Below are 26,267 nucleotides of genomic sequence, written 5' to 3'. Positions count from 1 at the left end.
AGAGCAGGTTTCGGGATGACATCGCTTTAACATTGAAATTAATTTTTTTAAAGGCCATGCACCTGTCATCCCGAACGTAGAGAGGGAACTCCGCTTTAGGACAAAACAAAATTTAATCTTTCGGAGATGTAGCTAGGGCAAAGAAATTATCTTAATCAATTACTCAAAAACAAATACCCTATCAACCCTTATTAGCACTCACCATCGCCTTCCTTAAAGCCGTAGTAGTCTTATGATCGCCTGTATGGCTCCATCCTGGTGGCATAAATAAGTATAAAAGCTTGTTTTTTATACCTGGAGCATACCATACATCTTTCGCCAAAGCAGTTATTTCTCCAAAGTAAGCATCTAAAAAACTATTTGGCTTCATTTCTCTGGTAATACCATATTCAATCTTCAACTCATCCTTTTCATCTTTATAAGTCTTAAATAGCTTATCCCACACATTTAATAAATTACAATAATTGGTATCCATGTATTCCAAATTCTTCGCATGATGTACACGATGGTGAGAGGGTGTTAAAATAAACTTCCCCAAAACACCCAATTTGGCATTTTTCATCACCGATTCACCAATATGAATGAAGGATCCATAAGTTCCATCAATAAACATAATCACAAATAACATCGTTGGTGGTACACCAGCAAGCATACAAATAGAAGTTCTGATTATATCCGCATAAGGTCCTTCAAGGAAAAAATGAGAATAAGAAACAGCTAAATTCATTCCTTCAGGAGCATGGTGCGTAGAGTGTAAACACCAAAATAATCTGACTTTATGGGCTAAAAAATGATAGATAAAATGAGCGAACTCCCAAATTATATAGCCATAGATAAACCAATACCAGGTAAAAGAGATAGAAATAATGGCATATTTTTCAAATAATCCGATGCAGAAAATAGTCATCCCGACAGAAATATACCTTCCCAAAACGGAATTTAACAAATAGCTGAAAAAGGATATTTTATATTCAACCACATGGAATTTCTTGTAAAGCAATCCCCTTGTCAGCTCAAAAATTAATATAAACGGCAAAATAGGTGCAATGATAGACGTAATGCCTTGATAGGTCATCAATGAAGAATAATCACCGCTATTGATGATTTTTAATAAGCTATCAATGCCAAAAAAACCTCTAATTTGTCCGATTAGTATTTCTATAAACTCCATAAAGTATGTAAATATTAATTTTCTTTAAGACTAAATTAAAAATATAAATTTAAATAGAGTATTGCATTTTTATTTTGTGCTAACAATTACGAAGATCCCTCACCTGCGGAAGAGCAGGTGAGGGATGACATCGCTTTAACATTGAAATTGATTTTTTTAAAACGCCATGCACCTGTCATCCCGAACGTAGAGAGGGAACTTTTTTTGGAAAAGCTAAATTGTGCTAACAACTACGAAGGTCCCTCACCTGCGGAAGAGCAGGTTTCGGGATGACATCGCTTTAACATTGAAATTGATTTTTTTAAAACGCCATGCACCTGTCATCCCGAACTTTTGAGGGAACTTTTTTTGGGAAAACAAAATTGTGTTAATCACTACGAAGTTCCCTCACCTGCAAAAGAGCAGGTTTCGGGATGACATCGCTTTAACATTGGAATTGTCTTATATCCCCCCCACGATATTACATTCCATTTACACAAAGCTCCTTTCATTTAGTTATTTTTGCATAAATTAATTTTTATAAACACATTTTTTTGAATGGAAGAAAATGAAGAAAAGCCCGATTTAGTAGTCTGGGACAAGGAAAAAGGCTACTACCAAAAAGGCTTAAGCTATGGTAGCAATGTAAGTGCACCTGCAATCAAACTCGATAATGTTTCGGGCTGGAAGCAAGCAAACGCCGATGTAGCCAATAAAAACTTCCAAACAAAATTTGATGAACTCAAAGAGGAATACGAAAGGCTTGTCCAAGAAGTTCAACTCAATGAACTTGTCTACTCCTCAAAATATAACTTTACCCCAATTATGGGTCAAGTATATCACTTATACCGCAAAGCTGATGAAAGCCTATTTCTTTCAATGATCTCTCCAGATAGCTGGAAACAAGAATATTTAGGCTCCTTTAAATTAGATACAAGCCATAAATGGGCTAAAATCGATAATAACTAGTTTCTATTTTATTAGAATTTTATCGATTTATAAAGCCTGGTACTAAGAATAATTTTTATAATTGGTGCTAATCCCCCTCCTGAATAATTTTTTCCTGTGCAAAAAATAGCTTAATTTGTTTTTCTAAATCCGACAAATTTTAGACTATGGACTTCACTAAACTAAATAACTTTAAATTAACTTTAATTTTATTCCTTACCATCTGCCTTTCAAATATAGCTTTTGCTCAGGTTAGCTTTATTTCTGGTGAACTGAAAATGGTCTTAAACAAATCGGGGGCAATTAGCGAATTATCCAATAGCCCCAGAGGCAAAGATTTTCTCTACACAGATACTGTATCTCCTCTCATTACCCTGGTTAGCAAGAACATACGCTATAAACCAAGTTCAATGATTTATGATAAATCACAGAAAAAAATAACACTCGGATTTAAAGAAGTAGGTGTATCTATTGATATAATAGCAGTAGAAAAGTCTACTCACTTAACGCTAGAAATCGCCAAGGCTACACCTGCAAACAAGGTTGATGCTATTATCTGGGGACCAATACCTACAACAATCAGCAAGACCATAGGTGAAATTATTGGTGTGGTACGCGATGGTGAAACATCCTTAGGAATTCAGGTTTTAAATATAAAAACACTTGGAGGTGATTATCCCAATAAAGAAGGTAGCACATGGGCAAGAGGCATTACCGCTGTTCCCACAAAATGGGGCAGTAAATTACAGGCATATTCTATTAATAGAGATCTTAACCGATCGGTAGATGCTTGGGTGGGACTTTATAAAAACATGACAGTAAGTGCTCTAAAAGGTGAAAGCGTTGTGGGAAGCAAAATCGCGATTTTTAGCTGCCAAGAAACCCAAACCTTTGATCGCTTGGAGCAAATTGAACTTGCCGAAAACTTACCACATCCCACCATTGATGGGGTTTGGTTTAAAAAATCAAAGCTTTACGGTAAATCGTATATGATTTCATCCTACGGTGAAAAAGATATTGATGAGATGATTGGATACACAAAAAGAGCAGGATTAGTGTCCCTGTATCATGAGGGTCCATTTAAGAGCTGGGGTAATTTTATTTTAAATCCCGAGCAATTTCCCAATGGAAAAAATGGACTAAAAGAATGTGTTGATAAAGCGCATACAGCAGGTTTGTATTTAGGAATGCATACCCTTACAAATTTCATTAACACCAATGATCCATATGTAAGTCCTATACCGGATAAACGCCTCAGTGTAACTGGAACATCTTCTTTGGTCAAAAAAATTGATTCCGATCAACTTACTATCGAAGTGGCATCACCTGAATATTTTAAAGATGATGCTGGGAATAACCTCCATACTGTAAAAATCGGAAATGAATTAATTCGCTATAAAACAGTAAGTAAAACTGCTCCATACATTCTATTAGATTGCCAGAGAGGAGCCTTTGGGACAGCAAAATCAGAACATCTTGCTGGAGAACAAATAGGCAAACTCTTCGACCATCCCTACAATGTATTCTTTCCCAATTTAGAGATGCAAAGAGAAATTGCCAAGAATATTGCAGATCTAATGAATGAAACAGGGGTTGATCATTTAGATTTAGATGGACATGAAGGTGCTCTAGCATCAGGACAAGGAGATTACGCACTTGAACTATTTGCTAAAGATATTTATGACCAGGTTAAACATGACTTTATCATTGGAACCAGTCTAAGTAAGACATTTTACTGGCACATTGGATCCTATTACAATTGGGGTGAACCATGGTATGGTGGGTTTAAGGAGAGTATGCAGCAATATCGGATAGATAACCAGGGATTGTTCGACCGAAATTACATGCCACACATGTTAGGATGGTACTTACTTGCAGAAAATACGACCCTTCCAGAAATGGAATGGATGTTGGCGCGTGCGGCTGGATACAATGCTGGATTTGCCATGGTTGCAAGGCCAAATGCGCTCCGAAAAAATTCGCAAACAAACCAATTATTAGACGCCATTCGTGAATGGGAAATTGCACGAAATAACAATGCGTTTAACAAGAGTCAACAAGAACTATTAAAAAATCCCAAAAATGAATTCCATCTAGAAAAAATAGAAGATGGAAAATGGATTTTGCATCAATATGCTATGTCAGACGTTTTTACACGAGAAAAATTTGAACGTCAACCAGGAGAACCTACACACACCACTTGGAATTTAAATTATGAATGGAAAGAACAAGCGCTTCAATTTAGAATTCAGATTAATGGCGATAAGGGAAGCGTAAAAAATATTAAAATGCAGATCGATAATTATAAAGAACTATTATTTCCAATTGAGCTCTCTGCCGGTGAAAGTTTGGTTTGTGATGGGACTGAAACTATTCGATTTTACGACAAAAATGGAAAACCTAAAGGTTCATTCAAATTGGCTTCTATCCCACCAAATATGACCAAAGGATCCCACAACATAATTATTGATTCCGAGTATCCTCAAGAGGATAGTCCCAAAATTGAGGTACAGTTTAAGGGAATTAACAAAAGCGAAAACATTCAGATATTAAAAATTAATTCTATAATATCTAATTGAAAATAGCTTTGGATAAACAAAATCCGAATCTTAAAGACAATAATTTTTAAAAATATAACGTGTAAAAATGAAAAAAACAATTACCATATTCTTTATAGTTTTCCTAAATACGATTTCCGTAAATAGCCAAATTCTGCCAGTAAAAGAGCAAGCACGAGTAATTGATGAGGTTTTATCCGACCGACTAAACAATCTATTACCCTCCCTAATGGAGAAAAACAAGATCGACATGTGGGTGATTGTATCAAGAGAATACAATGAGGATCCTATCATCAGAACTATGCTCCCCGCCACTTGGCTCAGTGCCCGCAGAAGAACTATTCTGGTTTTTTATTATAATCCTCAAAGTAAAGTCTACAAAAAATTAGCTATCGCAAGATATAATGTTGGAGATGCCATTGAAGCGCAGTGGGATATGACTAAATTTCCAAATCAATGGGATGCCTTAAATGATGTAATTGAGCGCTACAAACCAGAGAAAATTGCCTTGAATACATCAACATATTTCGGACAAGCAGATGGCATCGATCATACCGATTATCTGGAGTTGACGCAAAAACTTTCCAATGCAAATAAAGCTAAAGTGGTTTCAGCGGCAGATTTAGGGGTGGCCTGGCTCGAGACAAGAACAGCGCGCGAAATGCAGTTTTATCCTCAATTAAACAGCATCACGCATCAAATAATTGCAGAAGGATTTAGCAGCAAAATAATTACCCCCGGAATAACCACCAGCGATGATTTGGTATGGTGGTTCCGTCAGAAGGTGAGCGATTTGGGACTAACAACTTGGTTTCACCCCTCTGTAAATATTCAAAGAAACGATCAAATTGAATTCGATCATCTAAAAGCATTCTCAAAAAATTTAAAAGATCAAGACAATATTATCCGTGCAGGCGATTTATTGCATGTTGATTTTGGGATAAACTACCTACGATTAAATACGGATGTTCAGGAACATGCCTACGTTCTGGGACCAAATGAAAAAGAAGCTCCAGCATACTTAATTGAAGGCCTAGCCAAAGCAAATCGCCTTCAAGATATCTTAACAAGTCATTTCAAAGAAAAACTTACGGGAAACCAGATTTTGGCAGCAGCTCTCGCACAAGCAAAAAAGGAAAATTTAAATGCAACTATTTACACGCATCCACTCGGTTTTCACGGCCATGCAGCGGGACCAACAATTGGGATGTGGGATCAACAAAATGGAGTCGAGGGTAGCGGCGATTACCCTTTGTATCCAAATACTGCCTATTCTATCGAATTAAATGCAGCAGTAGATATAAAAGAATGGAACAAACCTGTCCGATTTATGCTAGAACAAAATGGCTATTTTGATAAAAACGGATTCTGGTATTTGGATGGCAGGCAAACGAAATTGCATTTAGTGGGTTCCGGGACAAGCCCGCAGTAGGTACAACCCTTGCGGTTGTCCTAATTAATAAGAAAATAAAACACAAGCTAAGGGGATTAAAGCAAAACATACCAATTCGAAAATCCTAAGAACCACGCCAATCAAATAAATCACCGTTCAGACAATTTTACTCTTTATTCCTTGCTCCTTTGGTCAGTATTCTCAAACTAGCACTCCTAACCTCCTAAAACCCTCTCCTTAACATTTCAGCAAATTCATTAGGCAGCGGACTATCCTCAATAGCTCTAGCCACTTTCTCTACATCGTATTCAAAACGTATAAACTCCACCGAAATAGCTTCCTTGTTAGATTTACTAGCCTCAGAATTTAAAGTCAAAATTACATAACAACCCCTCGGATCGGCATCTTTTGGCTTTCCTACCGATCCAATATTGATGGCATGCCGATAAGTTTGTTCATCCCCTTCATTACTTGGCAATACTCGATGATAAGGCTTATGCGTATGCCCAAAACATAAAATATCCGCATCCGCATCCTCCAAAATACGCATTAAGCTCTTCTCCTCACGGTCTTCAAAAAGATATTCGTTAATCTTCCTCGGACTCCCATGAACCAGTAGCAAATTCATCTGCTCATTATTAAATTTAAACTCTACACGAATATGTGAAGGCAATGTTCGCAAATAATTACGCTCCTTAGGCTGAACCAAATGGTTGGTATAGGAAATTGATATTTTACCCATATCCTTTTCGGGATCTGTTTTATAGGCACATCCACATTCATCACTCATCAAACCTATTCCCTCATCATAGTTTCCTGCGATTGTAGCTATACCTCTACGCCTAATCTCATTGATCACTTCATTGGGCCAAACATTATAACCCACAAGGTCGCCAAGGCAATAAATAGCATCCACATCATGTTGTTCAATACTTGCTAAACAAGCTTCCAATGCCGGTAAATTGGCATGTATATCCGAAAATAAGGCAATTTTCATATTATGATTTCTTATAAAATTTATCTCTTAACCAAAATGCAACGTTTACTAGAATAATTAAAGCTGGGACTTCTACCAGCGGACCAATAACCCCTGCAAAAGCCTGGCCACTATTGATTCCGTAAACCCCAATGGCAACAGCAATAGCCAACTCGAAATTATTTCCGGATGCTGTAAATGCAATGGAGGTATTGGTACTATAATCTGCTCCCATCTTCTTCCCAATCAAAAAACTAATGAAAAACATCAAAGCAAAATAAATAACCAATGGAATAGCAATTCGAACCACATCAAAAGGAATCTCAACTATTAACTTACCCTTTAAACTGAACATCAATATGATGGTAAAAAGTAAGGCTAATAAGGTAATCGGAGATACTTTAGGGATGAATTTCTCATTAAACCAACCTTCGCCTTTCCAATTAATCAAAAAATAGCGGGTAAGAAACCCTGCCAGGAATGGGATGCCTAAATAAATCCCTACACTAATAGCAATCTCAATCATGGTAATTGGTACTATGGTTCCCGAAAAGCCAAATAATGGTGGAAATACCGTAATAAAAAAATAAGCATAAACACTGTAAAGCAGCACCTGAAAAATGCTGTTCAATGCTACCAAACCTGCAGCATACTCCCGATTACCCTCCGCAAGTTCATTCCACACAATAACCATAGCAATACACCTAGCCAATCCAATTAAAATTAGACCAACCATGTATTCTGGATAATCGTGCAAGAAAATTATGGCTAAGAAAAACATCAAAACGGGTCCGATAATCCAGTTTAAAAACAAGGAAATTGATAGCACCTTTGTATTCTTAAAAACCTCCCCCAGGCGATTGTATCTCACTTTAGTGAAAGGTGGGTACATCATTAAAATCAATCCAATTGCTAAAGGAATATTGGTCGTACCCTGCGAAAGCGAGTTTATCCAAATGGATGAATCAGGCATAAAATGACCAATTGAAATACCTAAAGCCATGGCCAAAAAAATCCATAGGGTTAAATAACGATCTAAAAATCCTAGTTTTTTCCTTTCGACGGCTGATGCGCAATTATTAACTGACATAAATTTAATTTTATATCGCAATATTACGATTTAAAATATTAAATTAATATTAAATTTTCGTCTACCGCTGGCTAAGGCTCTCGAAGCCCGTTATTAGTCAGCAGTTGTCAGTTAATAGTTATCAGGCTGGGCGGTTTCCTGTGGTCGGTGTTGTCACCGTACCACCCGGTGGCTTGCTGTTTTTCCTATACGGATAGCTATTTGATTAATGCAGAAAAATTGCCGACTTATACATTTAAAATAGATTACAATAAAATTGCTTTCTACAAAACAGTTTCTCTTACTCGAGCCTAAACATAGTTCAATCCCTCTTAATGATACAGAAATAGAGAAGCAAATGAATATTTGAAATATTCTAATAAACAAATAATTATTTGATGACAAGCATTATTTTTTTTCATAGCTTCGATATTATTTTATTTAATGAATAATTTATATGCCAATTTTATCAAACTATACAGATGGTTTTTTTAATGTAAGTGCTCAATATGGCTTTTTACCCGTAAAAGCACCCATGGAAACATTACCAGCAGTTTATGCTGACCTACAAACCGTTCTTGATACTATGCCAGTGGTCCTTTCAGAGAACGAATATGGCTTTTTAAATACTCCAAATGCGATAATTAAACCCGTCTTGGAGATAAAAAACCATATCGACGAAATTGAGAAGGAAGAGAATGTATTTATTTTACAAGCGCTATTCCGTTCTTATAGTTTTTTAGCCTCAGCCTATTTATTGGAACCTTCCTTTCAGCAATTTAAAATAGATGGGAAATATGGTAAGGCTCGTAATGTATTACCAGAAAATATAGCAGTTCCATTTTGCAGAGTAGCGGAAAAGTTAAAAGTGTTTCCATGGTTGGATTATCATTATGCATATTCATTGGGTAATTATAAAAAAATAGATCCAAATGGTGATTTAGACTGGGAAAATATTGCCATGTGCAATAAATTTTCAGGACAGCCAGATGAGGCAGGTTTTATCATGCTACATGTTGATATTAACCGATTTTCGACAAATCTTGTTGGTTCGGTGATGGGAACTATACAAGCCCTATTTAAAGGGGAAAAAGATGTTTCACATTTACTTGAAAATAATTGGGCTACGATGAAACAAATGAATATCCGAAGAAAAGAAATGTGGAAAGCATCTAGATGGCAACACTATAATGATTTCAGGGTGTTCATAATGGGTGTTAAAGGTAATACCGATTTATTTGGCGATGGAGTTCTTTATGAAGGCGTATGGGATGAACCAAAAGCATTCCGCGGACAAACCGGTGCTCAAGATGATATTATCCCAATGCAGGATATTTTCTCAGGTGTGATATTCTATTATCCACAGAATGAACTAACCAAGTATTTATTAGACCTACGTCTTTATCGCCCTAAATGCGTACAGGAATTTTTCATTGATCTAGAAACCTCAATGAAAGAAGTACATCCTAAAGGACTAATGGGTAAGTTAGTTGATCATGCTGATGCAAATAGCTTATGTTATTTATTAGGCATTTTGGAAGAAATTTATCATTTCAGAAATGGACATTGGCAGTTTGTCCAGAAGTACATCATGGCCAATACTAAATATGCTTACGCAACTGGAGGCACACCTATTACTTCCTGGATACCTAATCAAATCATGTCTGTTATTCATCAAATGGAGGATGTTGCCACCGCTATTGAAAAACTAGGCGGTACAAATCAGGTATCAGCACAAGATATTTTTGAAAAAAATGTTAAACTTTTACCAACTAAACGAAAATTACTAGAAGGTCAACTGGAACTTATTCATAAAAATGATTTCTCTGCAGAAGCAGTGTTTGCTTTAAATCAAAAATATGGATATGATGATACTGAATAAAATAATCTATCTAAACTTTTAATCTTTTATTTCCATATAAAATTCTATTTAGAGTCTATTTTTTTTATTGCTCTAATACCAATATTCGAGAATGCACAATTCACAAACTGACTAACTATGCAATCTTAACTTTCAAGTCAGATAGTATATTTTGAATACAGGATTGAAATTTAAATCCATACTTTTTAAACGTAAATTGTTTTAAAATAGAAAAGAGGTGACCCAAATAAGGCCACCTCTTTTCTTGTGTTCAGTGTTTTAACCGTACCACTTAAGCTAACTCGAAACGATCTAAGTTCATCACTTTAGTCCATGCCGCTGCAAAATCCTGAGCAAAACGCTCTTTATAATCTGCAGATGCATAAACCTCAGCTAATGCACGTAACTCAGAATTCGATCCGAAAATAAGATCAAAACGAGTACCTGTCCACTTAATATCACCAGTAGAACGATCACGTCCTGTGAAAACATCTCTTGATTCTGAAGATATCTCCCACTTCGTGCTCATATCTAACAAATTAACAAAGAAATCATTTGTTAATGTTTCAGGATTTTTAGTGAACACACCATGCTGACTTCCATAAGTATTTGCATTTAGCACACGTAAACCTGCGACTAATACAGTCATTTCAGGAGCAGTTAGCGTAAGCAATTGTGCTCTATCTAAAAGCATCTCCTCTGCATAACGATCAATAACTGGCTGATTTACATGGTTACGGAAACCATCTACTTTAGGCTCCAAGAATGAGAATGATTCTACATCTGTTTGCTCTTGTGTTGCATCAGTACGTCCAGCAGTGAAAGCTACTGTAAGGTTATGACCAGCCTTCTTTGCCGCTGCTTCAACAGCTGCAGTACCACCTAATACGATTAAGTCGGCCAATGAAACCTTCTTACCACCTGATTGCTGACTATTGAATTCTGCCTGAATTTTTTCTAAAGCAGCTATTACAATAGCAAGCTTTGCTGGCTGATTTACTGCCCAATCTTTTTGTGGAGCTAAACGAATACGTGCACCATTTGCACCACCACGCTTGTCAGAACCACGGAAAGTAGCTGCAGAAGCCCATGCAGTAGAAACTAATTGCGATACGCTCAATCCTGAAGCAAGAATCTTCGCTTTCAAGGTTGCAACATCTTGATCATCAATTAATTTATGATCAACCGCTGGAAGTGGATCTTGCCAAATTAACGTTTCTGCCGGAACTTCCTTACCTAAATAACGAGAAGCTGGTCCCATATCACGGTGAGTCAACTTAAACCAAGCCTTCGCAAAAACATCTGCAAATTCAGCAGGATTTTCGTGGAAACGTCTTGAAATTTTCTCATATGCCGGGTCAAATCTTAAAGCTAAATCGGCTGTCGACATGAATGGAGCATGTGTTTTATTTGCAATGTGTGCATCTGGGACTAACTCTGAACCAGCACCGCCTTTTGGAGCCCACTGTTGTGCACCAGCCGGACTCTTAGTTAATTCCCACTCAAAACCAAATAACATATCGAAATAAGTGTTATCCCATTGTGTTGGAGTTGGTGTCCATGCTCCTTCTAAACCACTAGTGGTTGTATCAGCACCTTTACCAGTACCAAATTTATTAATCCATCCAAAACCTTGCTCTTCAATTGCTGCTCCTTCAGGCTCAACACCTACCAATGCTGCATCTCCAGCACCGTGTGTTTTACCAAAGGTATGACCACCAGCAACTAATGCTACAGTTTCTTCATCATTCATCGCCATACGGGCAAATGTCTCACGAATATCTCTAGCTGATGCCAAAGGATCTGGGTTACCATTAGGACCTTCCGGGTTTACATAAATCAATCCCATTTGAACTGCACCTAGTGGATTGTCTAATTGACGATCTCCTTTGTAACGCTCATCTCCTAACCAAGTGGTTTCTGGTCCCCAATAAATATCTAATTCAGGCTCATAAACATCCTCACGACCGCCTGCAAAACCAAAAGTCTCAAAACCCATTGATTCTAAAGCAACATTACCCGCAAGAATCATTAAATCTGCCCATGAAATTTTACGACCGTATTTTTGCTTAATTGGCCATAACAAACGACGAGCCTTATCTAAGTTACCATTATCTGGCCAGCTATTTAATGGCGCAAAACGCTGAGTACCAGCACATGCTCCACCACGACCATCACCTACACGATAAGTTCCAGCACTATGCCATGCCATACGAATGAAGAAAGGACCATAATGTCCGTAATCCGCTGGCCACCATTCCTGAGAATCAGTCATTAATACAGTTAAATCTTTCTTTAAAGCATCAAAATCAATGCTCTTAAACTCCTCTGCATAATTAAAATCCTTACCATAAGGATTAATCATTGAAGAATTCTGATGAAGAATTTTAAGGTTTAATTGATTTGGCCACCAATCTGCATTTGATAAAGATCCGGCTGCTGTGTGTCTCTGCGATGCTGCCATAAATGGGCATTTTCCTGCATCTGAAGATGAGCTGTTGTGTGTATGTTCCATATTTTAAATAATTTTCTTCTGTTACAAATCTAAGATTTTATCTGATCAATACAGTTCAATAAAATCTATAGACATATAAGTAAAATCTATAATGTTTAGAGATATTATAAGATCTATGAATAAAGAATTCTTTCAGCCCTCTCAAAAATTTAAAAACTAAAAACAGAGAAAATTGTTCTAAATATAAAGCTGAATTAAAATCAATTAATAGATGTAAAACCGCAATTCGACCTAATTAAAACTTTATCTAATTTTATCGTAATAATCTTATTGATGTTAAATTTTCTAAAGTACCTTTCCTATATTTGTTAAAAACCAATAAAATAAACATGAAAAAAGCAATCTTTTTATTTTTGACTACAGGTCTATTTAGCGCCTTCACAGCATGCGCTCAAAGACCTAGCCCACAGGCTAAAGTTTCTGAAACTACTTCTGCAGGGGTAAAAATCACTATCGACTACAGTCAGCCAGCCGTTAAAGGTAGAACTATCGGAAAAGATATCGCTCCTTATGGAAAAGTTTGGCGTACAGGCGCAAATGAAGCCACTTGGATGGAAGTATCTAAAGATGTTAAAGTTGAAGGTAAAGCTTTAAAAGCGGGAAAATATGGTATCTGGACTATCCCTGGTGAAAAAGAGTGGACTATCATCTTTAATAGTAAATCAAATGTAAGTGGTACGGCTTATAGCGAAGCAGATGATGTTCTTCGTGTGAAAGTAAAACCTGGTAAATCAGCGAGCTTTACAGAACGTCTTACTTTTACTATTGCAAAAACAGGACTTGTCTCTCTAGCTTGGGGGGATCACCAAGTTAATTTTAACGTAAAATAAATTTTTAACCCATGAGATCTTCATTGAGATTTCATGGGGTTTTTACCTGATCAGCATTACATTTCCAGAATTCGAATAGGGCTTCGAATTTACTATTCCCTTCAACACCCAATAATAAACTCCACTAGGCACCTCCGTATTCTCCCTAAATCCATTCCAATAATTGTTAATATCACGTGTAAGAAAAACAACCTCTCCCCAACGGTTAAAAATCCTGAACTCACTAACTTTTATCTCTTCGTTAATAAAAATGGTAAATAAATCATTCATCTGATCTCCATTAGGGCTAAATAGAGTAGGTACGGATAATTTTGAAGCATATATTTCTACACTTGCCGCTAACACCTTCGTACAGCCATTTTCACTGCTTAGCTTGATGTAATAGATTCCTGGGCGACTTACACGCTCTGGTTCTTTCAGCTGAATTGTTGCCGCTGCATCCAACCAATAGCTATATGCCACATCTAAAGAAGGGATTTTTCGTGTCGTTAAATCAACCGTTTCAGGATAATTTGCTGTAAATTTTAAATCTAACTGAACATTTGGAAGTTCAATAATACTCACTTGAGTAGGCAAAACAATTGCACAACCTGATGAACTAAAACCCTTAACATAATAAGTGCCACTTTTTGAAACCGCCTCGGGCTTTAATAATGGTATGGTCGCCTGACTATCCTTCCAATAACTATAGCTTAAATCAGAGCTATTTCCTTCTCGTAAAGCCGAGTCTGTAAGGTCCACAGAAGTACATCGTGCCAAAGGATCACGAATGGTCATTCCAACCTCCTGAATAGTGGTATATAATATTTGAGTACAGCCCAAACCTGGATAAGGCACCAACTCAATGCCAATCTTAGTCCCAACCGCCGGTGCAGGCGTCATCTTCAATGTTTCGGAAGTCCCAAGATCAATATTTCGTGATACATCAAACCAACGGTAAGAAGCAAATCCAGGTAATGCTTTTAATGTTACTGTATTCTTACCCGTACATGTCAAATTCCCCATTACAGGAACAGAACAATCCTCATTGAAATCTACGTAGGCATAACCAAAATGCCCCCCGCGAGAACAATCACTAGCCGTAAATTCTAAACGGATAGTTTTCCCTAAATAAGTAGTAAGGTTTACCAAAACTGGAGCCCATGGCTTATACAATACTGTTCGATCTTTAGGTGAAGCAAGAAAACCAGGTAAGCCACCACTGGCAACAAACTCAAATGAACCACAATCAGTTGAACTCTCAGTGGCAACATCGAAAACACGAGCTGTAAACCTTGGTTGCTCCTCATGTTTATGATTAGGATTCTGAAAAACAACTGCATAATTAAAAGTTATAGAATAAAACTCTAAATCTGCAGGGACTTTTATAGTATAACTGATACGATCTACCCCCCTGCCTGTTAAATCATTCCCTAAACGAACAATGTTACTACTGCCATTTGGCGACTTTAATGGAAAATTTCCGTATGGATCCCTTTGGACCGTATTTTTTATCAAAGTATGTAAACCAGGAATGGGATTTGTGGGACTAAGATGAATTTTAGATACAAGAGCCTGACTTGCCGAATTATCACCTGTAAGGGGCAGCAAACCTCTAAAACATTCCCAATTGGCAAAGGTCCCAGACTCAAATCCAATGTTTTCCGGACAAGCTGAAATTACTTGTGCTCGCACTTGGATTAGTGCAAAAACAAGTAAAAACATAAGTGCCAAGTTCCGGAACATAAGGATTCTTATTAAAACACATATATGTGTCGTATCGTCTAAAATTCATCTGCTTTTTCAATACCTTAATATACAAAAATTTCTAATAAAAACAAAAATTTAATTTAATAGATAAATATTAATAAAATAAAATTACGAAACATAATAAAAACAAGCATTCGCGTTAAAGAATAGTGCCATAAAAGGTCATAAAATAGGTTTTTATTGGAATAATTTAATTTAACTTTAAATAAAAAAAATAAACAATGAAAACAAAATCAGAGACTAAAATTTCAAAAATTATACACAAAATAGTTTTTGAACGGTAAAAGCATCGCAAAAAAATAAAAAATGGTTTCTATCCACTTTATTTTAATTCAAAGACAAAAAAATAATCGCTCTTTTTGGATAAAAATCTAAGCTATTATATGATTAAAACAACTAAAAATTTAAATGGTTTTATTAAAGAAAAATTTTCGGTAATGGGTAAATTAAGCTTTTAAATAGCCCATCATTAATTCTGCGGCACGCTCAGAAGCTCCTGCACTACCCATTTTCAAGGCCAGCTTCTCATAGTTCTCTAACATGCGTGACCTGTAGGCCTCATCATTTACCATCAGATCAATTTCAGCACTAATTTTATCGCCTGAGCAATCTTCTTGAATAAGCTCCTTAACTACCTGACTATCCATCACTAAATTGACTAGCGATATATATTTTATGTTGACCAACATACGGGCAATACCTATAGAAATGGCATTCCCCTTATAAACCACCACCTGAGGGGTTTTTAATAATGCAGTTTCCAATGTGGCTGTCCCCGATGTAACCACCGCAGCCTCTGCATTTAATACCAAATTATAGGTATCATTAAATATAATAGGTATCGAATGATGTGCTAAATATTTATGATAATCCTTTTCAGAGAAGGATGGTGCCCCTGCAATAGCAAATTGAAATTCCGGAAAACGATCAAGCGCCTTCAGCATTTCCGGTAAAACACGTTCCAGCTCCTGCCTTCTGCTTCCAGGAAGAAACGCAATTAAGGGCCTTTCATCTAGACCGTGCTTGGTTTTAAAATGAGCATCTGCTTTATTCAAAGCGATGGCATCGAGTAGTGGATTTCCCACATAATCTACCTCCATGCCCCATGATTTGTAAAAATCAACCTCAAAAGGAAGAATACAAAACATACGGTCGACAATCTTCTTTATTTTTAATACCCGCTTTTGATTCCATGCCCAAACCTTTGGCGAGATGTAGTAAAAGACAGGTATGCCTTGCTTTTTAGCGAATTCTGCAATTTTTAAGTTAAAACCTGGAAAATCTATTAAAATGAGTACATCCGGTTTTTTATCTAAAATATCTTGCTTGGCCATTTTGATATTTCTCAAAACGGTTCCCAAATTAGCTATTACCTCAACAAAACCCATAAATGCCATTTCTGAATAGTGCTTTCGAAGGTTTCCACCCTCTGCCTTCATCAAATCACCACCAAAATAATTAAAAGTGGCTTGTGCATCATGCTGCTTCAAAGCTTTCATCAGATTTGACCCATGTAAATCACCTGAGGCTTCACCGGCAATGAGGTAATAATTCATACTTCTATAAAATTAAAATCCCATGTATTTAAAATCGGAATAGCATGGTGGGCAGTCATATCAAACTGTACAGGAACAATCGATACATAATGATTTTCCAAAGCCCACACATCCGTGTCTTCACCATGATCATTATTTTGGAAAACTCCTGTTAGCCAATAATATTTTCTTCTATGAGGATCTGTACGTTCATCAAACTCCTCAGCCCATTTTGCATTAGCTTGGCGACAGATTTTAATACCCTTCAAACTTGCTCCTCTTGGAAAATTCACGTTTAAAAGCGTTCCTATTGGTAAATGATTAGCCAAAACTTGTTTGGTGATGATTTCAATGTATTTTCTGGTGTGACTAAAGTCAGCTTCATTAGAAAAATCATCTAAGGAAAAACCAATAGATGGAATACCTTCAATAGCACCCTCAACAGCCGCCGACATAGTCCCAGAATACAAAACATTAATCGAATTGTTTAGTCCGTGGTTAATCCCAGAAACACATAAGTCAGGTTTTTTACCCTTAAAAACCTTGTTAACAGCAAGCTTCACGCAATCTACTGGAGTCCCGGAGCACTTATACATCTCCACTCCTTCATATAAATCCACCTTATCAAGACGTAATGGCTTTGCAATGGTTATGGCATGGCCAGTCCCTGATTGCGGACCATCAGGTGCTACAACCACCACATGGCCAATGCTTTGCATCACTTCAATTAGAACTTTTATTCCTGGCGCCGTGATTCCATCATCATTCACCACCAAGATAGTTGGTATCGTTTTTTTCATTTGGACGAAAATACGAAAGAAAATTGAATTGATCGGATGTAGGGACAGGTCGCGACCTGTCCGCCTAACAACACAACATGACTAAAATATAAAGGACAAAGTCGCGACCTTTCACTAGGCCATGCAAAAAAAATTAGGCATTTTTCAATTTCCTGTCTAATGCTGAAAATTCATAAAGAATTCAAAAAGATATAATTAGAATCAATTTTAAATTATTTATCTATTTTTAATTAAACATATATGTATTGAAATAAACACTTAGACTTTGATCTTCAAATTTTTCAAAATAAAAAAGCAAAAACAAAGAATCTATTACACATAATTATTATTTATGGGCATATGCCAAATACATCAATAAAAAACACCATTTCATGAAAAAATTAATTTTATTATGTCTTGTTATTCTAACACTGAATGCCTGTACACAAAAAGCAGAAACACTAAAAAGTTATTTTACCTACTCAGATAGTATAGAAGCTGCTGGGGTAAAAATGATTCCTATTCAAACTCCTTCAGGGACCTTCAAGGTCTGGACAAAACGTTATGGGAATAATCCTAAAATTAAAATCCTTTTACTTCATGGCGGCCCAGCAATGACACATGAATACATGGAATGCTTTCAAACCTTCTTCCAAAGAGAAGGATATGAATTTTATGAGTATGATCAATTAGGTTCCTATTATAGCGACCAACCTAAAGATACTACACTCTGGAAGATTGATCGTTTTGTGGAGGAAGTTGAGCAAGTGCGAAAAGCTATTGGAGCTGACGAGTCTAATTTTTACATCTTAGGTAATTCTTGGGGTGGTATTTTAGGAATGGAATATGCGTTGAAATATCAAAAAAACATGAAAGGTCTTTTGGTATCAAACATGGTTGCAAGCGCACCTGAATATGGGAAATATGCGGCTGATGTGTTAGCGAAGCAAATGGACCCTAAGGTTTTAGCGGAAATTAGAGCCATCGAAGCAAAAAAAGATTTTAGCAATCCACGTTATATGGAATTACTAATTCCAAACTTTTATAACAAACACATTTGTCGTTTAAAAGAATGGCCTGATGCCGTTAATCGTTCATTTAAACATGGCAATAACTCGATTTATGTACAAATGCAAGGACCAAGTGAATTCGGAATTAGCGGACTATTAGAGAAATGGGATATTAAAAATAGATTAAATGAGATTGCTGTTCCAACTCTAATGATTGGTGCCAAATATGATACTATGGATCCGAAAGCAATGGAAGAACAAAGTAAATTGGTGCAAAATGGGTCCTACCTTTACTGTCCAAACGGTAGCCATCTTGCTATGTGGGATGACCAAAAAATTTACATGGAGGGCGTAATTTCCTTTATAAATAAGGTTAATGCTGGCAAATAGAATGTTTTCCTGAAGTCGGGCTTGTCTGTACCAGCAATTCTCTTAATTGCCCTAGACCATCATCTGCGGTTTTGCCTCTGCGAGACACAAAATTAAATTCTCGCTAAGACGCAAAATCGAATCGATTGGTACAGCTCCTCTGGTCGGTGTTATCACCGTACCAGACGATTTCTCTATTTTCTTTCCTCCAGTCCTTTGCCTCTCTGCGCCTCTGCGAGACACAGAATTAAATTCTCGCTAAGACGCAAAATCGCAAAAATTTGTCTTTAATTGTTTACCAGAACAATCCTCTGTACGATGTTCATCGTAGCACATATCTTAACAAAAAACTCCGCTGATAAAATCAGCGGAGTTCATGAAATTAATTTAAGCTATTAATCCATTCGATTAACTCTTGTCGCGACTTACCAGTTTTCTTCTGTAAACGACCATATAGCTCATCCTCTTTGCCCTCTACGTACTTTAAATCATCATCCGTAAGGTCGGCATAAGTTTGTTTAATCTTGCCTTTTAAAACATTCCAGTTTCCTTTTATCTCTAATTTATCTATCATAACATATGTGTTTAAATGTTATGAAATAACAAATTATCAGGAAGAAGGTTTTAATTAGTTCGGGATTGATGTGATTGGGAGCAAGGAATATGGAGTAAAGACTAAGGACTGATGTACAAACTAAAAAAAAATGACTTCTAATTAAATACTTTGTACTAAATACTGATTCAGATATCGCAAGCCTAGCTTCGAGAATCTCAGCCAACCAGACAACTGATAATCCCAACTATTTTCAAATGTTATTAGACAGTTGATAATGATAGAGGGGCAACCGCAAGGGTTGCCCCGACAACTAAAATTATAAAATAGCAGCCCCTTCTTTAATCTCTTCAACCACATTAGGATCTAACAGTGTAGAAGTATCGCCAAGATTTGAAACATCACCTTCAGCAATTTTTCTCAAAATTCTTCTCATAATCTTACCCGAGCGAGTTTTTGGTAAACCCGATACAAATTGAATCTTATCAGGTTTTGCAATTGCTCCAATGATACGAGCAACCGTCTGAAGTATATCTTTTCTAGTTAAGTCATGATCATGCGTGGAAGTCCCTAAAATCACATAAGCATAAATCCCTTGTCCTTTAATATCATGTGGGTAGCCTACAACTGCACTTTCTACCACATCAGCATGCATATTAATCGCATTTTCGACCTCTGCAGTTCCAATTCTATGCCCCGAAACATTAATTACATCATCTACACGACCAGTAATACGATAATATCCATCCTCATCTCTCAAGCAACCATCACCCGTAAAATACATATTTTGATAGGTAGAGAAATAAGTCAGGCGGCAACGCTCATGATCGCCATAAGTGGTGCGAATAATTCCTGGCCATGGGAATTTAATACACAAATTGCCACTTACACCATTCCCTTGCAACTCTGCGCCAGCTTCATCAACCAAGCAAGGCTGAATTCCCGGTAATGGCAAAGTGGCATAGCCTGGTTTTGTAGGAGTAATACCTGCAATCGGAGAAATTAAAATTCCACTATTTTCAGTCTGCCACCACGTATCCACAATCGGACATTTACCTTTTCCAATTTTATCATTATACCAATGCCAGGCCTCCTCATTAATAGGCTCACCAACAGAACCTAATTTAGTTAAAGAGCTTAAATCTTTTCCCTTTAAAGGATCATCACCAAAACTCATCAATGAACGAATAGCCGTTGGTGCGGTATAAAGAATATTGACTTTGTATTTATCTACAATCTCCCAAAAACGACCTGCATCAGGCCAAGTTGGCACACCCTCAAACATTAAAGTGGTAGCACCTTGTGAAAGGGGACCGTAAACAATGTATGAATGACCAGTAATCCAACCAATATCGGCGGTACAAAAATGAATCTCGCCAGGCTGATACTGAAATACTGTTCTAAAAGTATAACCAGTATAAACCATATAACCTCCACAGGTATGAACCACTCCTTTTGGCTTTCCGGTTGAACCCGATGTATATAAAATAAATAAAGGATCTTCTGCATCCATTGGTTCTGCCGGGCAGTCTGGGTTTCCTTGTGTTTCAACCTTTTTAATCTCATCTTCCCACCACACATCGCGACCTTTAATCATAGATACAGGTGTCCGCGTACGTGTTAAAACAATAATTCTATTCACAGATGAGCACTGTACAATAGCATCATCAATAATATTTTTTAATGGGATATCCTTATTTCCTCTGAAACCACCATCGGCAGTAATTACCAAATTACATTGGGCATCGTTTATTCTATCGGCAATAGACTGGGCCGAAAAACCGCCAAATACCACAGAATGTATAGCACCAATACGAGCGCAAGCCAATACAGCAATGGCCAATTCTGGAACCATTGGCATATAAATACAGATTCTATCTCCTTTTTTAGCTCCATTGTTTTTAAGCGCATTTGCAAACTGTACAACTTTAAAATGAAGCTCTTTATAAGTAAAAGAACGATAATGTTCTTCAGGATCATTTGGCTCCCAAATCATCGCTGTTTTATCAGCGTCAATAGCTAAATGACGATCAAGACAGTTCTCAGTGATATTTAACTTTGCCCCACTAAACCATTTTACATTGGGTTCAGTAAAGTTCCAATCCAGTACACTATCCCACTTTTTTTGCCAATAAAATGTGTCGGCTACCGAAGCCCAAAAATTCTCGGGCTCAGCTACACTATAATCATAAATGCGTTTGTAATCGTCAAAAGAATTAATTCGGAGATCCATTTTTATTTTTGTTCAATAATTTTTAATATACAATAATATCATTTTGAGAGCTTCTAGCCTAATTTAGAGTCAAAAAAATTACACAAAAAGCTAAACTAAGTACTCATTTTCAGAGAAAGTCTAAAATTATTGATAAAGTATTGCGTATCTGATTTTTTCTCCCGATATTTGCAAACTCTTTAGAGAATTGATTTAAAAATTAAGATACACATATAGTCATGTCGAGAATTTGTGATTTAACAGGAAAAATGGCAATGAACGGTTTTAACGTTTCTAATTCAAACGTAAAAACTAAGCGTAAATTTTATCCTAACCTTCATGTAAAAAAGTTTTACATTCCTGAAGAAGACAGATGGATTACCTTGAAGGTTTCTACTTCAGCGATCAAAACCATCAGTAAAAATGGCATCACTGCTGTAATTAATAAATTCGTTAAAAAAGGGTATATATAGTAGTTAAAGCCAGATAAAAGCAAAATATTTGTTTAATTATTAACCAAATCATTTCTGCTTTTCCTGCTAACAAATAAATATACAACGTAAAAAATAATACAATGGCTAAGAAAGGTAATAGAGTTCAGGTTATTTTAGAATGTACCGAGCACAAAGAAAGTGGCATGGCTGGAATGTCTCGTTACGTAACAACTAAAAACAAAAAGAACACAACTGAGCGTCTAGAATTGAAGAAATTCAATCCGGTGTTAAGAAAAGTGACTGTTCACAAAGAAATAAAGTAATATTTATTGAACAAGGGATTTTTTCAATCCCTATAAAACAATAAACCTAAAAAATATACAGAAATGGCAAAGAAAGTAGTTGCAACCCTGAAAACAGGTGCTGGTAAAGAATATTCAAAAGTTATTACAATGACTAAATCACCTAAGTCTGGTGCTTATTCATTCAAAGAAACTATCGTTCACAACGATCACGTAAAAGACGCTATTGCTGGAATTAACACCTCTAAATAAATAGCTATTTTTATTTGAAGGAAGCCGCCCGCGTCTAATCGTTGGGGGGCTTTTTTCATTACAATACATATACTTTTTCCCCACGTCAGTGGGTTTAACAAATTCAGAGCCATGGGATTATTTGACTTTTTCAAAAAGAAAGAAAGCAACGTTGAAGAGCAGGTAGAGCTGGATAAAACCTTAGAAAAAACTAAGGAGAACTTATTTTCCAAAATCACCAAAGCTGTTGTCGGAAAATCAAGCGTTGACGATGACGTTCTTGATGAACTCGAAGAAATCTTAGTCAATTCTGACGTTGGCGTACAAACTACTCTAAAAATTATTGAGCGCTTACAAGCTCGTGTGGCTCAAGATAAATATATAAACACATCCCAGTTACATGAATTACTACGTTCGGAAATTCAAAATCTCTTAGCCGAAAATAATAGTAACGACTTCCGCAATTTTGAATATGGTAATCATAAACCATACGTAATTATGGTTGTAGGTGTTAATGGGGTAGGTAAAACTACTACTATCGGCAAATTAGCGCATAAACTTAAAGCTGCAGGCAATAAAGTTGTATTAGGTGCTGCCGATACTTTCAGAGCCGCTGCCGTTGATCAACTAAAGCTTTGGGCCGAACGTGTGCAAGTACGTATCGTAGCACAACCTATGGGATCTGACCCTGCATCTGTCGCTTTCGATACCCTCCAATCGGCCGTAGCAAATGGGGATGATGTGGCAATTATTGATACTGCCGGCCGACTACATAATAAAATTGCCTTAATGAACGAGCTTACCAAAATTAAGCAAGTGATGCAAAAAGTAGTCCCTGGCGCTCCTCATGAAATTCTCCTTGTTTTAGATGCTTCAACTGGTCAAAATGCTATTGAACAATGCAAACAATTTACGCAAGCAACCGAAGTTAATGCTTTAGCACTAACCAAATTGGATGGTACCGCCAAAGGTGGTGTCGTTATCGGAATATCCGATCAGTTTAAAATTCCGGTGAAATACATCGGTGTAGGTGAAGGAATCGAACATCTTCAACTATTTGATAAAAAAGAGTTCGTAAACTCCCTATTTAAAAGCTAGGCAAGAGCAGCATGAAGACCAAGATTAGCAAAGAAGTTAACAAAGTGCAGCCTAGAGTAAATGTAATTACACTCGGTTGCTCCAAAAATATTCACGATTCGGAAGTCCTAATGGGCCAATTACGCGGCAACCAAATGGATGTAGTACATGAAGACCAAAAGCTGCATAAAGACGATATAATTGTTATTAATACCTGCGGATTTATCGATAATGCCAAGCAAGAATCGATCGATACTATTCTACAATATAGCGAACTAAAAGATCAAGGAAAAGTAGGCAAAGTAATTGTAACTGGTTGTTTATCTGAACGATATAAGCCTGAGCTGGAAGCTGAAATTAAAAATGTAGACTCCTTTTTCGGAACCAATGATCTTCAAAATCTGTTAAGCTCTATCGGTGCTGATTACAAACATGAATTAGTAGGCGAACGTTTGTTAACTACTCCTTCCCACTTTTCATATTTTAAAATTGCTGAAGGCTGCAATAGACCTTGCTCCTTCTGTGCAATTCCTTTAATGCGTGGAAAGCATGTTTCTAAACCAATCGACGAGTTGGTGAAAGAAGCAAAATTCCTAGCAAAAAATGGCACAAAAGAATTAATTCTTATCGCTCAAGACCTAACTTATTATGGATTAGATCTTTATAATAAAAGAAACTTGGCGGATCTAATGCGTAATTTATCAGATGTGGATGGCATCGAATGGATTCGCTTACAATATGCCTATCCATCTGGTTTCCCAATGGATATTTTAGATGTGATGAACGAACGCTCAAACATCTGTAATTACCTAGATATGCCACTTCAGCATATCAGCGATAATATGTTGAGCTCCATGCGCCGCGGAATTACACGCCAAAAAACAATCGATTTAGTAAATTCCATTCGTGATAAAGTACCAAATATCGCTTTGCGAACCACTCTAATTTGTGGATACCCCGGCGAAACGGAAAAAGATTTCCAAGAAATGAAGGAATGGGTAAGTGAAAGCCGCTTCGACCGCTTAGGATGCTTTACCTACTCGCATGAAGAAAAAACGCATGCTCATCTCCTCAACGATGATGTTCCTGAGGAAGTAAAGCAAGAACGTGTGGAAGAAATCATGAATGTTCAACAAGAAATTTCATTCGACATCAATCAAGATAAAGTTGGCAAAACTTTTAAAGTCCTACTGGATAAAAAAGAAGATAATTACTTAGTCGGACGTACCGAATTTGATTCACCTGAGGTAGATAATGAAGTTTTAATCGATGCTAGAATAAGTTATGCAAGTCCCGGGACTTTCGTAAATGTAAAAATTGACCGTGCCGAGGATTTCGATCTCTATGGTCAAATTGTCAAAATATAGATCTGTTCTCCGCAATTAATTAAATTGCGTTATTTTCGTTGAAAATGAAGGCGACTTACATAGATTATAGTGAAACTCAGAGCTTTTCAGAGGGACTAATTCGCCTCCTAGCGAATGATCCTCAATTAGCGCACTTCTACACAGAAAACCCTACAATTGAAGGTTTTAAAAATCTAATTGCCCGTAAAAAAGTAAGCGCTAACAGAACTATCCTCGTAGATGTATTGCGAAATCAATATTCAAATATTCAATCGCCTTTACATCCAAGTGTTGAAGCGAACATCCAATTATTAGAAAAAGATAATACATTCACCGTTTGCACCGGCCATCAGCTCAACCTTTTCACGGGTCCGCTTTACTTTATTTTCAAAATTGTAACAGCAATAAACCTTGCAAAGGAGCTAAAAACCAATTTTCCGGATAAAAATTTTGTTCCTGTTTATTGGATGGCCACCGAAGACCATGATTTTGCCGAAATAAATCATACCATCATTGCAGGTAAAAAAATCAGTTGGGATCATGATACATCCGGCGCCACCGGAAGAATCAAAACATCGGGAATTGAGAAAACTTGCAGAGAATACCAACAAGTTTTGGGAATTTCTGAAAATGCCAGATTGCTAAGTAATCTCATCCAAAAGGCCTATACCGAACACTCCAACTTGTCGGATGCCACCAGATTTCTTGTTAATGCACTTTTTGAGGAATACGGACTTATTATTCTTGATGCCGATGATAGACGATTAAAGAGTCAATTTTCATCGATCATCACAAAAGATATCATTGAACAAAACAGCTTCAAGCACATTACGGACACCAATCATAATTTAGCAAAACAGGGTATTGAAGCTCAGGTAAATCCTAGAGAAATAAACTTTTTTTATCTTAAAGATGGTTTAAGAGAACGTATCGTTTTTGAAAATGATACATATTCAGTACTAAACACGGATATCAGCTTCAGCGAAGAGCAATTAAAACAAGAAATTGCTGAACAACCCGAACGTTTTAGTCCCAATGTAGTGATGCGCCCTCTTTATCAGGAAATCATCCTACCTAACCTAGCCTATATTGGAGGTGGTGCCGAAATAATTTATTGGCTACAGCTCAAGCAAAATTTTGATCATTACAACATCGAATTCCCAATTTTACTTTTGAGAAACTCGGCAATGTTTAGTACGTTGAACTTAGAAAATAAACTTAATCGACTCAATATCAAGACGATAGATATTTTCAAAAAACTGGAACTATTAAAAAATGAATGGGTTTTAAATCATAGCACACAAACCCTCAACCTACAAGATGAGTGGCATGAGCTAAGTTCAATATTTGAAAAAATAAAATTACGTAGC

At 36.7% G+C, this 26,267-nt stretch carries 21 protein-coding genes; 12 read left to right on the top strand and 9 right to left on the bottom strand.

Annotation, left to right across the window (positions count from 1 at the left end):
* Positions 1–181: 181 nt before the first annotated feature.
* Positions 182–1,171 (bottom strand): sterol desaturase family protein, encoded by a 990-nt coding sequence (locus tag ACIQ0D_RS02275; RefSeq protein ID WP_395802702.1) that lies wholly within the window; start codon positions 1,169–1,171, stop codon positions 182–184.
* Between the two features lie 537 nt (positions 1,172–1,708).
* Here ACIQ0D_RS02275 and ACIQ0D_RS02270 point away from each other — a divergent pair.
* The 3 genes from ACIQ0D_RS02270 (at position 1,709) to ACIQ0D_RS02260 (ending at position 6,088) form a co-directional block, all read left to right on the top strand.
* A complete protein-coding gene (locus tag ACIQ0D_RS02270; protein WP_395802700.1) occupies positions 1,709–2,119 on the top strand; it encodes a DUF2452 domain-containing protein in 411 nt (136 codons plus the stop codon).
* 146 nt (positions 2,120–2,265) lie between these two features.
* Entirely contained in the window at positions 2,266–4,677 is a 2,412-nt protein-coding gene (locus ACIQ0D_RS02265) for a hypothetical protein (protein WP_395802698.1), read from the top strand.
* A gap of 67 nt (positions 4,678–4,744) precedes the next feature.
* Positions 4,745–6,088, top strand: coding sequence for a M24 family metallopeptidase (locus tag ACIQ0D_RS02260; RefSeq protein WP_395802696.1), 1,344 nt, complete (start codon positions 4,745–4,747; stop codon positions 6,086–6,088).
* 184 nt (positions 6,089–6,272) lie between these two features.
* On the opposite strand, the gene ACIQ0D_RS02255 is transcribed toward ACIQ0D_RS02260, so the two are convergent.
* A complete protein-coding gene (locus ACIQ0D_RS02255) occupies positions 6,273–7,046 on the bottom strand; it encodes a metallophosphoesterase family protein (RefSeq protein WP_395802694.1) in 774 nt (257 codons plus the stop codon).
* 1 nt (position 7,047) lies between these two features.
* A complete protein-coding gene (arsB, locus tag ACIQ0D_RS02250; RefSeq protein ID WP_395802692.1) occupies positions 7,048–8,115 on the bottom strand; it encodes an ACR3 family arsenite efflux transporter in 1,068 nt (355 codons plus the stop codon).
* Positions 8,116–8,551: 436 nt separating this feature from the next.
* On the opposite strand from arsB, the gene ACIQ0D_RS02245 reads away from it, so the two are divergent.
* Complete coding sequence (locus ACIQ0D_RS02245; RefSeq protein WP_395802690.1) at positions 8,552–9,976, top strand: hypothetical protein; 1,425 nt, start codon at positions 8,552–8,554, stop codon at positions 9,974–9,976.
* Positions 9,977–10,247: 271 nt separating this feature from the next.
* On the opposite strand, the gene katG is transcribed toward ACIQ0D_RS02245, so the two are convergent.
* Complete coding sequence (katG, locus tag ACIQ0D_RS02240) at positions 10,248–12,470, bottom strand: catalase/peroxidase HPI (RefSeq protein ID WP_395802688.1); 2,223 nt, start codon at positions 12,468–12,470, stop codon at positions 10,248–10,250.
* 329 nt (positions 12,471–12,799) lie between these two features.
* Here katG and ACIQ0D_RS02235 point away from each other — a divergent pair, with 329 nt between their 5' ends.
* A complete protein-coding gene (locus tag ACIQ0D_RS02235) occupies positions 12,800–13,300 on the top strand; it encodes a DUF2911 domain-containing protein (protein ID WP_395802686.1) in 501 nt (166 codons plus the stop codon).
* Positions 13,301–13,342: 42 nt separating this feature from the next.
* Here ACIQ0D_RS02235 and ACIQ0D_RS02230 read toward each other — a convergent pair whose 3' ends face one another.
* The 3 genes from ACIQ0D_RS02230 to surE all read right to left on the bottom strand — a co-directional run bounded on the left by ACIQ0D_RS02230 (position 13,343) and on the right by surE (position 17,384).
* Positions 13,343–15,025 carry a gliding motility-associated C-terminal domain-containing protein gene (locus tag ACIQ0D_RS02230; RefSeq protein WP_395802685.1) on the bottom strand — a complete coding sequence of 561 codons (1,683 nt, stop codon included), beginning with the start codon at positions 15,023–15,025 and terminating at the stop codon, positions 13,343–13,345.
* A 470-nt stretch (positions 15,026–15,495) separates the two neighbouring features.
* Positions 15,496–16,605 carry a lipid-A-disaccharide synthase gene (gene lpxB, locus ACIQ0D_RS02225; RefSeq protein ID WP_395802683.1) on the bottom strand — a complete coding sequence of 370 codons (1,110 nt, stop codon included), beginning with the start codon at positions 16,603–16,605 and terminating at the stop codon, positions 15,496–15,498.
* The gene (gene surE / locus ACIQ0D_RS02220) at positions 16,602–17,384 is read right to left on the bottom strand and encodes a 5'/3'-nucleotidase SurE (RefSeq protein ID WP_395802681.1); all 783 of its coding nucleotides are present in this window, start codon (positions 17,382–17,384) and stop codon (positions 16,602–16,604) included. The genes lpxB and surE overlap by 4 nt, the downstream gene beginning before the upstream one ends.
* Before the next feature lie 371 nt (positions 17,385–17,755).
* On the opposite strand from surE, the gene ACIQ0D_RS02215 reads away from it, so the two are divergent.
* Positions 17,756–18,763 (top strand): proline iminopeptidase-family hydrolase, encoded by a 1,008-nt coding sequence (locus ACIQ0D_RS02215; protein ID WP_395802679.1) that lies wholly within the window; start codon positions 17,756–17,758, stop codon positions 18,761–18,763.
* A gap of 361 nt (positions 18,764–19,124) precedes the next feature.
* Here ACIQ0D_RS02215 and ACIQ0D_RS02210 read toward each other — a convergent pair whose 3' ends face one another.
* A complete protein-coding gene (locus ACIQ0D_RS02210; RefSeq protein WP_395802710.1) occupies positions 19,125–19,313 on the bottom strand; it encodes a CsbD family protein in 189 nt (62 codons plus the stop codon).
* Between the two features lie 301 nt (positions 19,314–19,614).
* Complete coding sequence (acs, locus tag ACIQ0D_RS02205; protein ID WP_395802677.1) at positions 19,615–21,528, bottom strand: acetate--CoA ligase; 1,914 nt, start codon at positions 21,526–21,528, stop codon at positions 19,615–19,617.
* A 218-nt stretch (positions 21,529–21,746) separates the two neighbouring features.
* On the opposite strand from acs, the gene rpmB reads away from it, so the two are divergent.
* The 6 genes from rpmB to bshC all read left to right on the top strand — a co-directional run.
* Positions 21,747–21,980: a 50S ribosomal protein L28 gene (gene rpmB, locus ACIQ0D_RS02200; protein ID WP_291403673.1), complete on the top strand. Its 234-nt coding sequence runs from the start codon at positions 21,747–21,749 to the stop codon at positions 21,978–21,980.
* Positions 21,981–22,081: 101 nt separating this feature from the next.
* On the top strand, positions 22,082–22,264 hold the full coding sequence (rpmG, locus tag ACIQ0D_RS02195; protein WP_079703649.1) for a 50S ribosomal protein L33: 183 nt from the start codon (positions 22,082–22,084) through the stop codon (positions 22,262–22,264).
* A gap of 63 nt (positions 22,265–22,327) precedes the next feature.
* A complete protein-coding gene (locus ACIQ0D_RS02190) occupies positions 22,328–22,495 on the top strand; it encodes a DUF4295 domain-containing protein (protein WP_291403679.1) in 168 nt (55 codons plus the stop codon).
* A gap of 111 nt (positions 22,496–22,606) precedes the next feature.
* The gene (ftsY, locus tag ACIQ0D_RS02185) at positions 22,607–23,572 is read left to right on the top strand and encodes a signal recognition particle-docking protein FtsY (protein WP_395802674.1); all 966 of its coding nucleotides are present in this window, start codon (positions 22,607–22,609) and stop codon (positions 23,570–23,572) included.
* Between the two features lie 11 nt (positions 23,573–23,583).
* Positions 23,584–24,918 carry a 30S ribosomal protein S12 methylthiotransferase RimO gene (gene rimO, locus ACIQ0D_RS02180; protein WP_395802672.1) on the top strand — a complete coding sequence of 445 codons (1,335 nt, stop codon included), beginning with the start codon at positions 23,584–23,586 and terminating at the stop codon, positions 24,916–24,918.
* Positions 24,919–24,962: 44 nt separating this feature from the next.
* A partial coding sequence (gene bshC, locus ACIQ0D_RS02175; RefSeq protein WP_395802670.1) for a bacillithiol biosynthesis cysteine-adding enzyme BshC occupies positions 24,963–26,267 on the top strand: 1,305 nt, incomplete at its 3' end.

Source organism: Daejeonella sp. (genome assembly GCF_044342615.1).
In the GTDB taxonomy this organism is placed as follows: Bacteria; Bacteroidota; Bacteroidia; order Sphingobacteriales; family Sphingobacteriaceae; genus Daejeonella.
The sequence above is the reverse complement of the archived record's forward strand: the minus strand, read 5'-3'. Positions and strand labels throughout refer to the sequence as shown.